A 12,392-nucleotide genomic window follows, 5' to 3' on the forward strand; every position below is an offset into this window, starting at 1 on the left:
TTCGTTTTGGCCTAGCTTTTTCCCGATGATGCGTCGCCCCCGCTCTCCCCGTCTGGCCCGCCGAAAGGCCGCGCCCAGCACCTGGCGGGCAGCCGAGCGGGCCGCCCGCCGGGCGGGCCCGGAAAATTCCGGCCCCGAGCTGCCCGCCTTTGGCCCGGGCCTGGCCGAGGTGCCGCTGATGTTGTTTGACTACGACGTGCAGCGCCGCCAGCTGCGGCGCTGCAACCCGCACTGCGAATCGGTGCTGGGCTACACCGCGCAGGATTTATTGGCCCTGGGCCCGCGCCTGGCGCCCACGCTGCTGCACCCCGACTCGCAGAAGCAGGCGCAGCTGGGCAACCTGCACACCCTGCTGCACGCCGACCGGCCGCTGAGCTGGGACTGCCGCGTGCGGCACCGCGACGGCAGCTGGCGCTGGCTGCGCCTGCGCCTGCGGGCCAGCGCGCGCAACCCCCTCGGCAAAGTGCTCGAAATCACGGGCAGCGCCGAAGACGTGACCCGCCACCGCGCCGCCGTGGAAGAGCTGCGCCAGAGCCGGCACCTGCTGCGCCAGGTGGTGGACCTGGTGCCGAACCTGATTTATATCTACGACCTGCGCCAGGAGCGCAACGTCTACTCCAACCAGCGCCTGGAGCTGATGCTCGGCTACACCAGCGAAGAGCTGCTGGCTTTTCCGCAGGGCGCCCTGCTGCCTTCCCTGCTTGCCCCCGAGGAGCGGGAGCGGCTGCTGGCGCATTGGAACGATGTAGCACGCCTGCCCGATGGCGAAGTGCTGACCCTGGAATATGCCCTGCAGCACCGCAATGGCACGGTGCGCTGGCTGCGCAGCACCCACACGCCGTTTGCACGGGCCGCCAACGGCGACGTGACCAGCATCATCGGGGTGGCCGAGGACGTGACCGACCGCCGCGCCACCGACGCCCACCGCCGCGCCGCCACCGACCGCCTGGCCGAGCAGCACCGCCTGTTCCGCCAGGTCATCGACGCGCTGCCGCACCCCATCTACCTCAAAGACGGCCACGGCAACTACCAGCTGGCCAACCGGGCCATGGCCGCCCTCTACGGGCTGACGCCGGAAGAATTGGTGCGCTTCGATGCCGGCCACCTGCCCCAACTCAACAGCGGCGACACGGCCCGCTACATCGAGCAGGACCGGCAGGTGCTGGCCACCGGCGAGGACCTGACCGTGGAAGAATCGTACACCGCGCCCGACGGCACGGTGTCGTGGTTCAGCAGCGTGAAACGCCTGTTTGTGCGCGCCGACGGCACCGCCCAGGTGCTGGGCCTCGACAGCAACATCACCGAGCTCAAGCGCACCCAGCAGGCGCTGGAAAAAGCCATTGGCGAAGCCCAGGTGGACGTGCAGGCCAAAGAGGACTTTCTGGCGAACATGAGCCACGAAATCCGCACGCCCCTGCACGGCATTCTGGGACTGACGGGGGTGCTGGCCAAAACCAGCCTCAGCCGCAGCCAGCACGACTACCTGCGCCTGCTGGGCGAGTCGGCCGAGCACCTGCTCACGGTGCTGAACGACGTGCTCACCACCGCCCGCCTCGGCGCGGGCAAGCTGCAGCCCGAAACCACGCCCTTCAACCCCACCGAGCTGTTGGCGGGCTGCGCGGCCTTGCTGCGGCCCCGCGCCCGCGAGAAAGGCCTGCGCCTGCGCATTGAGCGGCCCGCCGCGCTGCCCGAGGTGCTGGGCGACGCCCACCGGCTGCGCCAGGTACTGCTCAACCTGGTAAGCAATGCCATTAAGTTCACCGAAACCGGACAGGTGCGGCTGCGCTGCCGGCGGGTGCCCGCGCCCCTGCGCCACGCCGAGCCCGCCGACACGGTGTGGCTGCAGTTTGTGGTGAGCGACACCGGCCTGGGCATTGCGCCCGACACCCTGGACAAGGTGTTCGAGCCCTTTGCCCAGGCCGCCGCCAGCACCGACCGCGAGTTTGGCGGCTCGGGCCTGGGCCTGAGCATTTCCGAGGGCCTGGTGCGCCTGATGGGCGGCACGCTGCGCGTGAGCAGCGAGCTGCACCAGGGCAGCACGTTTGCCTTCACCCTGCCGCTGCGGCCTGTGCCGGCCGCGGTGCCTCCGCCCGCCCCCGCCCCGGCCGGGCTCAGCGAAACGGGGGCCGGCCGCATTCTGCTGGTCGAAGACAACCTGGTGAACAGCCTGCTGGCCGAAACCGTGCTGCGCAACTGGGGCTTTCAGGTGACGACGGCCGCCAGCGGCCCGGCCGCCATCCAGCTCTTCGAGCACCGGCCCTTCGACCTCGTGCTGATGGACATTCAAATGCCCGGCATGGACGGCGAAACGGCCGCCCGCGCCCTGCGCCAGCACCCCGAGGCCGCCCGGGCGGCCACGCCCATCATTGCCCTCACGGCCCGTGCCCAGGCCGGCGAGGCCGAGCGCCTGATGGGCGCCGGCTTCGACGGCTACCTCTCCAAACCCTACCGCGAAGAACAACTCCTCGAAACCATGCGCGCCGTGCTGGCCCGCCATGCCGCCGCGGCCGAACCCTACTCCGCTTACCAAACTCCTGACCCTATGGCTTCTGCAAAACCCCTCTACGACCTGAGCAACGTGCGCCAGCTGGTGCGCCAGGATGAAACCATTGTGCGCCGCCTGGCCTGGGCCTTCATCGAAACCACGCCCGCCATCCTCACCGCCCTCGACGAGGCCCTGGTGAAGCCCGACTGGGAGGCCGTGGGCGACGCCGCTCACCACCTCAAAAGCTCGCTCGACGGCCTGGGCGTGGAAAGCCTGCGCCACGTCATCCGCGAAATTGAGGCCTACGGCAACGCGGCGCCTGACCCCGCCCACGCCGCCCGGCAGATTGCCCAGGTGCGCGCCGTGACCGAGGAGGTGATGGCCGCGCTGCGCGCCGAATTTCCGGAACAAGCTTAGCGGCCGAAGCCGGCCGCGGCTCTAAATGCCTAAATCTTATTGAAACCTGCCTTCGCCGTTTGGGGTTGAATGCACACACGGTGGCTCCCCGACCGGGGCTGCTTTTTATCCACTTGCTTTTCGTCTAACATTATGTTTCTGTTCATGCTCGGCCTGCTCGTTGTGACGGCCATCCTCGCTTATAGCACCGTTAACGACATCAAGGAAATGCTGACGCCCGCTCCGGTGCGCGTGAAGTAATTTCCAGCCGTTTGGTTAAATAAAAAAAGCAGCCCGAAAGCTGCTTTTTTTATTGTCCTAGCTGAGCCAGCGAGCTGGCGGAGATGCTTAGCGGATGACCAGCTTGCACATCTGGCTGTTGTTGTCGGATTCGAGGCGCACGTAGTAGAGGCCGTTGGCAAACTTGCTCAGGTCGAGCATTTTAGTGTAACGGTCGTTGAGTTCGGTCAGGGTTTCGCGGTACATTACCGAACCGATGACGTTGAGTACGCTCAGCTCTACCTTTTTGCCCTGCTGGTTGTTGATGGTCAGGTGCACGATGCCGGTGCTGGGGTTGGGGTACACCACCAGGGTTTTCTCATCGTTGCCGGGCTTGCTGCCTTGCTGGCCGGGGCGGTGCAGGGGGGCAGCGTCGGCAACGGGCAGCGTGCGCAGCACCGGGCCCAGGCCCAGGCTCAGGCCCGCACACAACAAGAAAGATAGAAAGTAGCGTTGCATCATAATATAGTTAGCGGTGGAAAGACGCGTGAGGCGTAGAGGAGATAACGAGAAATGGTGATTTTAGTTGACAAAGGTAAGGCAGTTAATTTGCCGGCCCACTCTTAATATACAGAAACCTCGATGAATTACGTTGTTTTCGCTTCCGCCGTTCTCATTTTGCCGACCAACTAAGTGGATATTCTCCTGATTGGTGGCGGGCTGGCCGGCCTGGCGGCCTCCCTCGACCTGGCCGGGCGCGGCCACCGCGTGGCGGTGGTGGAGCGCAAGCAGTACCCCTTTCATAAGGTGTGCGGCGAGTACGTGAGCAACGAAGTCCTCCCCTACCTGCGTCGCCTTGGGGCCGACCCGGCGGCGCTGGGCCCGGCCGCCATCACGCAGTTTCTGCTGTCGTCGCCGGGTGGGCGCACCCTCACCGCGCCGCTCGACCTGGGCGGCTTCGGCGTGAGTCGCTACATGCTCGACGATTTTCTGTACCAACAGGCCGTGGCACGGGGCGTTACGTTTTACCTGAAAAGCACGGTAACGGACGTGACCTTTGACACCGAGGCCGACCAGCACGTGGTGGCGTTGGCCGACGGCCGCCAGCTCGCGGCCCGCGTGGTGCTGGGCACCTACGGCAAGCGCGCCAACCTGGACCGGCAGCTGCAACGCGGCTTTTTTGGGCAACGCTCGCCTTACCTGGGTGTGAAGTACCACCTGCGCCTGCCCGGCTTTGCGCGCGACGTGATTGCGCTGCACAACTTCGCCGACGGCTACGCGGGCATCTCGGCCATTGAGGCCGACAAGCTGTGCTTCTGCTACCTCACCACCCGCGAGAACCTGCGCCGCCACGGCAACATCCCGGCCATGGAAGCCGAAGTGCTGGCTCAAAACCCCCGTCTGCGCGAGATTCTGGGCGCGGCGGAGATGCTATACCCGCAGCCGGAGGTGATAAATGAAATTTCCTTCGCGCCCAAGCAGCCCGTGGAAGAGCACATCCTGATGGTGGGCGACGCGGCCGGGCTCATTACCCCGCTGTGCGGCAACGGCATGGCCATGGCCCTGCACGGCGCGGCCCTGGCGGCAGCGGCAGCACACGATTTTCTCACCCAAAAAACCACGCGGGCGGGCCTGGAAGGGGCGTATGCGCGGGCCTGGCAGGCGCAGTTTGGCGCGCGGCTGCGGGTGGGGCGGGCCGTGCAGCGGCTGTTCGGCGGGCCGGTGCTGAGCGAGCTGGTGGTGGGCGGCCTGCGCCACTGGCCGGGCGCGGTGCAAGCCTTGATGCGCCGCACGCACGGCCGGGAATTCTGAGATTTTAGTAGTTAGAAGTAAGTACTGCGCTATCAGATAATATCCCGCTAACGCCACGCGGAATCTCATTACTCACTGCTTCATTCTCACTACTTGCTCAGCCCACGCCAAAAAGTTATTGTCGGGATTTTAGCCAAGCTGCGCGCGAAACTGTTTGTAATCCCGTAAATAGGGCTTGCCAAGGCGCGGAGGGTATTCCGGGCGGCGGCCCTGCCCTCTTTCGCCCGCAATTCCTTTCCGGCATGCCGAGTTATTTAGGTGCCATTGGCACCGCCAATCCTGTCCACCGCATTGCCCAGCCGCAGATAGCCGAGTTCATGGCCGGCGCGCTGGGCTTTGGCGAGGCCGACACGCGCAAGCTGCGGGCGCTCTACCGCGTGTCGGGCATCGAGCACCGCTACTCGGTGCTGCCCGACTACGGCCGGGCCAACGGCGAGTACATCTTCTTCCCGAACACGCCCGACCTGGAGCCCTTCCCCAGCGTGGGCCTGCGCATGGCCGCCTACCGCCGCGAAGCCCTGCCCCTGGCCGTGGAAGCCGTACGCAATAGCTTGAATCAGGTGCCCGATGTGGCCGTGAGCAGCATTACGCACCTCGTGACGGTGAGCTGCACGGGCATGTACGCGCCGGGGCTGGATATTGAATTGGTGCGGGCCCTGGGCCTGCGCGCCGACGTGCGCCGCACCTGCGTGAATTTTATGGGCTGCTACGCGGCCGTGAATGCCGTGAAGCTGGCCGATGCCTTTTGCCAGGCCGACGCCAGCGCTCGGGTGCTCATCGTGAGCGTGGAGCTGTGCACGCTGCACTTCCAGAAAAGCCGGGAGGAAGACCACCTCGTGAGCAACGCGCTGTTTGGCGACGGCGCGGCCGCCTGCCTGGTGCAAGCCGAGCCGCTGCCCAACGACGCGCCCGGCCTGGCCCTGCAGGCCTTTCATTGCGGGCTGGAGCCCGACGGGCACGACGACATGGCTTGGCACATCAACGACTTCGGGTTTGAGATGACGCTGAGCAGCTACGTGCCCAAGCTCATTCAGCGCGGCATCCGCCAACTCACCGATGGGCTATTGGAAAGCCTGCCGGTGCAGCTGGGCGACGTGCGGCACTTCGCCATTCACCCCGGTGGCCGCAAGATTCTGGAAACCATCGAAACCGAGCTGGGCCTGACGCGCGACGACAACCGCCACGCCTACCGCGTGCTGCGCGACTACGGCAACATGTCGTCGGCCACGGTGCTGTTTGTGCTGCGCGACGTGCTGGCCGCCGCCACCCCCGCCGACCACGGCGCGCCGGTGCTCAGTTTCGCCTTCGGCCCGGGCCTGACGATGGAGGCGATGCTGATGCAGTTATCGGGGAGCAGTGAGCCGCTAGCCGATAACAGTGAACAGCTTGCCGTTGCGACGAATCTGCCACAAGAGAAGATGGAGCGGGCTGCAAAACTGATAACCGTTAACTGACAACTGCTCCCTGAGAATGTTTGCAGAACGCGCTTCCGGTCCCGAGCTGATGGACGACCTGACGCTGGCCTCCGACGCCCTGCGCCAGAACCTCGACGAGCTGGAAACCATCAATACCTGGCTGGGCGGCTACGCGCCAGTACTTAACGCGTTGGACCGCCTACGACCGCAGTTTCCGGCCGGCCGGCCCCTGCGCGTGGCCGACCTGGGCAGCGGCGGCGGCGATACCCTGCGGCAGATAGCCCGCTGGGCCCGCAAAAAGAGGGTTGCTGTAGAATTAAGCGGCATTGATGCCAACGAATTCATGCTGGATTATGCCGCTAGTAAAAGTGCAGACTACACTGAAATCAGCTACCGGCAGTTCGATATTTTCTCGCCTGAGTTCCAGGCCCAGCCCTACGATATACTCACGTGCAGCCTGTTTTGCCACCACTTCACTGACGAGGAATTAGTGACGCTGCTGCGGCATTGGCAGCAGCAGGCGCAAGTGGCCGTCGTTATCAACGACCTGCACCGGCACTGGCTGGCCTACCACAGCATCAAGTGGCTGACGCGGCTGCTGGGCGGCTCCTACCTGGTGCAACACGACGCGCCGCTGTCGGTGGCCCGGGCCTTCCGCCGCGCCGACTGGGTGGCACTGCTGGCACGGGCGGGCATCACGCGGTATGAGCTGCGCTGGCGCTGGGCGTTTCGCTGGCAGCTGGTGCTGCTGAAATAAGCGCGGGCGCAGATAAGTCTGGAATCGCATGTTCTTAGTCTGGGATTGCCGATTGTCAGCCACTGAATGGCATCGCCATTATTTTTCTGATAAGCAGCCAAATGAGAATTGAATTTTGCTATCTTGGGCCTATTGTATTTTCTCACTTTCCTCATTCACAGTATGCAACGCACAACTACCCTTCGCCCCGGAGCGCAGCGCCTGAAGCTGCTCTCTCTCTCTCTCTCTCTCTTCCTGCTGATGTGCTGCTTTAGCCGGCCCGTCGCGGCCCAGGACCCGCTCCTGCCGCCGGTCACGGCGCCGAGCTGCGCCAATTCGCCCACCTACAACTACACCATCGGCAACCCGGCTACGGTGACGAATTACGTGGGCAACTACACCTTTCCGGTGGGCAATTACCACGTGGTGGGCACGCTGCACTTCGAGGGTGGCACCGTGACGGTGCAGCCGGGCACCAACTTCTACGTCGACGGGGCCATCACCACGTTCAAGGGCAAGCAGCGGGTGAGCGGCTACGCTTTCGTGTTGGGCAGCGGGGCCCACTTCGTGGCCCAGGAAGCCCTGTTTACGGGCGCCTGCAACGGCAACCTCACACCGCCCACCGTCAGCCTGTGGCAGGGCATCCGGTTTGAGTACGAGCAGCCCGACCAAAGCCTGCAGCTGAAAACCTGCCGGGTGGCCTACGCCGAGTACGGCGTGTACGTGCCGGGCGCCTCGCCCACTAAGCTGTACGCCACGCAATACAACATCGAAGACTGTCGCTTCGAGCAGAACCTCTACCACATCTACGACCAGGGGCAGCGCGACGACCTGCACCACGCCTACCTGACGGGGCTGGGCCTGTACTGCACGCCCAGCCTGCTGGCCCCCTACAAAGCCAACCCCGACGATACCTGGACGCTGGAAGCGCTGCACCTGACCCCCACGGTCACGGGCAGCAACCGGGGCGTGGACCTGTCGAATATTTTTATTGAGGGCGGCATCTACGGCCTGGTGGCCAACCGCCCCGGCCAAGGGCCGCTGGCTTTCGACGGCAACCTGACCATTTCCCGGGCCGTGCGCACGGGCATCTGGCTCGAGAAGCTGGCCGCGCTGGTCAACTTCCCGGTGCACACGCTCATCGGCATGAACACGGGCACCATCAATAGCCGTACCTACCGCACCTACTGGACGCAGGGCCCCGACCCGATGTACGGCCTGGTGGGCAACGGCGTGAGCAGCCCGGTGACGAGTGCCGCCTACGCCACCCTCAACATTGGCGGCAGCAGCGGCGCGGCCACCGACACCACTGCCTCCAAAGCCCAAACCGGCATCTTTCTGAACCAGGCTTACAGCAGCTTCTCCAACCTGACCCTGCGCAACCTCACCTTCGGCCTGAGTTTGAGCGACGGCGCCGGCGACATCGCGGGCAACGTGTTTCAGGGGTGCTGGCACGGCATCCGCATCCGGCCCAACACGGGCGGCTACACCGCCAGCTTCAACATCAGCTGCAATAACTTTCAGGGCTCCAGCGCCGGCACTTCATCGGCCATTCTGGTAGAAGACCAGGCCGTACTGAACCAGCAGGGCGCACCCAATCAGCCACAAGGAAACAAGTTCGACTCGTATCAGAACGGTGACCGTTCGCTGATGAACCGTAATGCGGGAAACAGCTTTATTTATTACCGATATCAGGGCTCAACCGATGAGCTAGCTTCACAAGTAACGGATGGCATTCTACCTGCCCCTAATCAAACAGGCTTTGCGGTTGGCACCAACAGCCCCGTTGCTATTGGTTCGTTCTGCCAGACCACGAAGGGCGTGAGCACCGGCGCGCAGGCCCGGGGCGCTTTGCAAACGGCCTACCTGCAAGCCATCATGGACACGCTGCGGCGGCAGGCCGCGCCCCTGGCGCGGCTGCGCAGCTATCAGGCTGCCATCCGGCAGGAGCTGCTGGTGCAGCAGTCCGACACCGCCGCCCTGGAAGCTTACGTGGGCACGCTGGCCGCCACCAACCCGGATGCCTTTTTCGGCCTGGGCCTCGACCTGCTGGAACAGTACCGGGGCGCGGGCCGGCGGCTGGCCGCCGCCCGGCTGCGCCCGCTGCTGGCCGCCCGGGTGGGCGCCCACCCCGTGGCGGCGGCCCGGCTGGCGCTGTATGACGTGGTGGGCCGCGTGAGCGCCCTAGCGCCCTGGCCCGCCCGGCAGGTGGCCCCGGCCGACAGCGCCGCCCTGCGCCGGGTGGCCCGCACGCCCGGCCCCGCCGCCGAAATGGCCGCTCTCTGGTTCAACTACCTCTACCCCGGCGTGGGCCTGCGGCCGGCCGTGGCCCCGCCCGCCGCGGGCGCCCACCGCGCCGCCGAAACCCTGAGCCCGGCCACCGTGCGCGCCCTCTACCCCAACCCAACCGCCGACCGCCTGCACGTGGAAGCCACCGCCACCGCCCACCCCCAAACCGTGCTACTGCGCCTGACCGACCTGCTGAGCGGCCGGGTGGTGCTGGAAAAGAAATTGCACGCAGACCAGCAAGGCCACTACCAAGCCGACCTTGACGTGCTGGCCTTGAAACCCGGGCAGTACGCCGCCACGCTGTTCGCGGACGGAATGCCTGCTACCACGCAAAAAGTATTGATTAACCGTTAAAGCAATGAGGCCCGGCCGCCACGGCAGGCTGGGCCTTTAGCGGAATAATCATGAGACTATGGATAATTTGTGCCCTGCTGCTAGTCGCAGCAGGTTCACGAGTACATGGGCAGGGAATTGGAAATTGGGAGCGCACGGACTTGTTTGGTAATGTCAATTCCTTGAACGTTTCCAATCAGTACCCCAATTTTTTGATTCAGGACGGGTCTGTTATTGTTTCGGGCGCTGGTTCTGGTCCTGGCTACTGGGCGAAATATACCTTGCGCGGACAATTGCTCTGGCAGCGCAACTTCAATAATGCAGCAGGGGGGTGGGTCGGCTTTCCGTGGCGGAGCGGCTTTTTCGCTTATGGTGCTCTGCCAGCCAATAACAGAATTGGTTACACCGGGCTATACAACTGGGTAACCAGCAATGGGGATACTGTTCGCACTCGCAAAAGCCCGGCATTACGTGTAGACCAATTAGCAACGAGCGCCGCCAGCCGCGACGGGCGTTACTATGTAGCGGGCACGGGCGACAACGGCGGCACGGGGCAGCCCTTGGTGGTGCTGCATTACTCGCTGGCGTGCCTCGACACGGCCGGCACGCTGCGCTGGCAGCGCAACTACCCCAACCCCATCATCCGCATTGGCCCGCAGTTTCCGGCCACCAACGGCTATGCTTACCTGCGGCGCATTGTGGAAGCGCCGCGCCGGGGCTGGTGGCTGATGGGCGACACGCAGCGCGACTCCATCAAATTCCAGCTTTACGCCATTGAGGTCGACTCGGGCGGACGGTTCCGGCGCGCGCGCTGGGTCGAGCCCTTCGGACGGACATCCTTTGTGACGATGTCCGGCTCAGCCCGGGCCCTGCGCCTGCGCGACGGCAGCGGCTACGTGGTGTCGGGCCAGGCCCAGCTGGACTCGCTGGGCGGGCAGGCGCGCACCCACGGCTTCGTGGCCCGGCTCGACACGGCCCTGAACGTGGTCTGGCGCACGCTCATCGACGCCCCGGTGCCGACCGGCGGCTACACCACCACCCTCCGCTACACCAGCGGCGTGCAGGAAGCGGCCGACGGCAGCCTGCGCGTGCTCACCTACGCCACCACGCCCCGCCCGGCGCCCAACGAGTTCGAAGTACTGCACCTGAACGCCCAAGGCCGCCTCACCCGGCGCGACACCTACTGCTCCCAGGTGCTGGCCACGGCCCTGCCCCAGTACTGGCAGCTGCTGCCCGGCGACAGTACCATCCTGGTCAGCGGCCGGGGCCAGCAGCGTGACGCCAGCGGGCGGCTGCTGGCCCAGCCGGCCTGGCTGGCCTACTTCGAGCGGCCCTGCCGCAGCCAGGCCATCCCCGTGGTCACGGCTACCCGCCCGAGGTTGGCGCCCGCGCCCGCGCTGGTGCTCTACCCGCAGCCGGCCTCCCCGGGGGGCGCGGTGCGACTGGTGCCGGCCCGTCCGGCGCAGGGCGCGGCCCCGGTGCTGCTGCTCGACGCGCTGGGCCGCGCCGTGGCCACACTGGCTGCCGCGGCCGTGGCGGGCGAGTGGCAGCTCACGCTGCCGCCCGGGCTGGCCCCGGGGCTCTACGCCCTGCGCGTGCTCGCGCCCGGCCAGTCCGCCGCCACGGCGCGCCTGCTCGTGCAGGCCCCGTAGGCAAACAGTTTTTACAAAAAAGGCCGCCCGGCATTGCGGGGCGGCCTTTTTTTGTTGAGGCTGTTTCTACCGCTCAACCCGCAATAGGACTAGGTTTGTCGTTCCGGTTGTCAGCCCCACACCCCCGCCGCCACCCGAAACGTATTGGCGTGCGCCTCCACGATGTCGGCGATGCGCTCGGAGTAGCCGCCACCCATGCACACCACCACAGGCAACCGGTGCTGGTGGCAGAGACGCAGCACAGTTTCGTCGCGCTGGCGGCAGCCTTCGCGGGTGAGGGCGAGGTAGCCCAGCTTGTCGGTGGCCAGCACGTCGACGCCGGCGAGGTAGAACACGAAATCGGGTTGTACCTCATCCAGCAGGCGCGGAAGCGTGTCGGCCAGCAGCTTCAGATACTGGGCGTCGTCGGTGCCGTCGGGCAGGGGCAGGTCGAGGTCGGACTGCTCTTTGCGGGCGGGGTAGTTGCGGGCGCCGTGCATGGAGAAGGTGAACACGCGCGGCTCGTGCCGGAAAATGGCGGCGGTGCCGTTGCCCTGGTGCACGTCGAGGTCAATGATGAGCACCTGGCGGGCGTGGCCCCGGGCCAGCAGCCAGGCCGCGGCAGCCGCCTGGTCGTTCAGCAGGCAAAACCCTTCGCCCCGGTCGCGGAAGGCATGGTGCGTACCGCCGGCAATGTTGAAGGCCACGCCGTGTGCGAGGGCCCGCTGCGCGCACCCAATCGTGCCGCCTAGGATGGTGATTTCGCGCTCGAACAGCTCCGCCGACCACGGGAAGCCGGTGGCGCGCTCCTCTTGGCGGGTGAGCTTGCCCAGGCGCAGGCGCTGGTAGTAGTCAGCGTCGTGCACGCGTAGAATATCCTCGTCCGGGGGCGGCTGGGCCGTGAAGAAGTCGGCCGGCGTAGCGGTTCCTTCGTGTAAAAGCTGCTCGGGCAGCAGCTCGTATTTCAGCATGGGGAAGCGGTGGCCGGCAGGAAGCGGGTGGGCGTAGTTTGGGGCGAAGGCGATAGATAGCATTATGGGATAATCGGTATAAGGAACGTCATGCAGCGCACAGCG

Annotated in this window: 8 protein-coding genes; 6 read left to right on the forward strand and 2 right to left on the reverse strand. The window is 65.6% G+C overall.

All coding sequences use genetic code 11. The annotated features are described in order from the left end of the window. The first annotated feature begins 25 nt into the window (after positions 1-25). A complete protein-coding gene (locus MTP16_RS01205) occupies positions 26-2,902 on the forward strand; it encodes a PAS domain-containing protein (protein ID WP_243515168.1) in 2,877 nt (958 codons plus the stop codon). Positions 2,903-3,229: 327 nt separating this feature from the next. Here the strand turns inward: MTP16_RS01205 and MTP16_RS01210 are convergent, their stop codons facing one another. Next, positions 3,230-3,622, reverse strand: a complete 393-nt coding sequence (locus MTP16_RS01210) for a T9SS type A sorting domain-containing protein (protein ID WP_243515169.1) — start codon at positions 3,620-3,622, stop codon at positions 3,230-3,232. Positions 3,623-3,793: 171 nt separating this feature from the next. On the opposite strand from MTP16_RS01210, the gene MTP16_RS01215 reads away from it, so the two are divergent. The 5 genes from MTP16_RS01215 to MTP16_RS01235 all read left to right on the forward strand — a co-directional run bounded on the left by MTP16_RS01215 (position 3,794) and on the right by MTP16_RS01235 (position 11,337). Beyond that, positions 3,794-4,912 (forward strand): NAD(P)/FAD-dependent oxidoreductase, encoded by a 1,119-nt coding sequence (locus MTP16_RS01215; protein WP_243515170.1) that lies wholly within the window; start codon positions 3,794-3,796, stop codon positions 4,910-4,912. A 242-nt stretch (positions 4,913-5,154) separates the two neighbouring features. Further along, the gene (locus MTP16_RS01220) at positions 5,155-6,366 is read left to right on the forward strand and encodes a type III polyketide synthase (RefSeq protein WP_243515171.1); all 1,212 of its coding nucleotides are present in this window, start codon (positions 5,155-5,157) and stop codon (positions 6,364-6,366) included. Between the two features lie 16 nt (positions 6,367-6,382). Then, the gene (locus MTP16_RS01225) at positions 6,383-7,084 is read left to right on the forward strand and encodes a methyltransferase domain-containing protein (RefSeq protein WP_243515173.1); all 702 of its coding nucleotides are present in this window, start codon (positions 6,383-6,385) and stop codon (positions 7,082-7,084) included. A gap of 162 nt (positions 7,085-7,246) precedes the next feature. Continuing rightward, positions 7,247-9,706 carry a T9SS type A sorting domain-containing protein gene (locus tag MTP16_RS01230; protein WP_243515177.1) on the forward strand — a complete coding sequence of 820 codons (2,460 nt, stop codon included), beginning with the start codon at positions 7,247-7,249 and terminating at the stop codon, positions 9,704-9,706. A 545-nt stretch (positions 9,707-10,251) separates the two neighbouring features. Beyond that, positions 10,252-11,337: a hypothetical protein gene (locus tag MTP16_RS01235; protein ID WP_243515178.1), complete on the forward strand. Its 1,086-nt coding sequence runs from the start codon at positions 10,252-10,254 to the stop codon at positions 11,335-11,337. A gap of 110 nt (positions 11,338-11,447) precedes the next feature. Here MTP16_RS01235 and MTP16_RS01240 read toward each other — a convergent pair whose 3' ends face one another. Next, positions 11,448-12,350, reverse strand: a complete 903-nt coding sequence (locus tag MTP16_RS01240) for a histone deacetylase family protein (RefSeq protein WP_243515180.1) — start codon at positions 12,348-12,350, stop codon at positions 11,448-11,450. Positions 12,351-12,392: the final 42 nt, after the last annotated feature.

This window comes from Hymenobacter monticola, from assembly GCF_022811645.1.
GTDB classification, from domain to species: Bacteria; Bacteroidota; Bacteroidia; order Cytophagales; family Hymenobacteraceae; genus Hymenobacter; species Hymenobacter monticola.

Bases quoted from the DNA above. Each gene is read 5' to 3' on its own strand.
- MTP16_RS01205 (WP_243515168.1), top strand. From the start codon at position 26: ATGATGCGTCGCCCCCGCTCTCCCCGTCTGGCCCGCCGAAAGGCCGCG.
- MTP16_RS01220 (WP_243515171.1), top strand. From the start codon at position 5,155: ATGCCGAGTTATTTAGGTGCCATTGGCACCGCCAATCCTGTCCACCGC.
- MTP16_RS01240 (WP_243515180.1), bottom strand. From the start codon at position 12,350: ATGCTATCTATCGCCTTCGCCCCAAACTACGCCCACCCGCTTCCTGCC.
- MTP16_RS01230 (WP_243515177.1), top strand. From the start codon at position 7,247: ATGCAACGCACAACTACCCTTCGCCCCGGAGCGCAGCGCCTGAAGCTG.
- MTP16_RS01225 (WP_243515173.1), top strand. From the start codon at position 6,383: ATGTTTGCAGAACGCGCTTCCGGTCCCGAGCTGATGGACGACCTGACG.
- MTP16_RS01210 (WP_243515169.1), bottom strand. From the start codon at position 3,622: ATGATGCAACGCTACTTTCTATCTTTCTTGTTGTGTGCGGGCCTGAGC.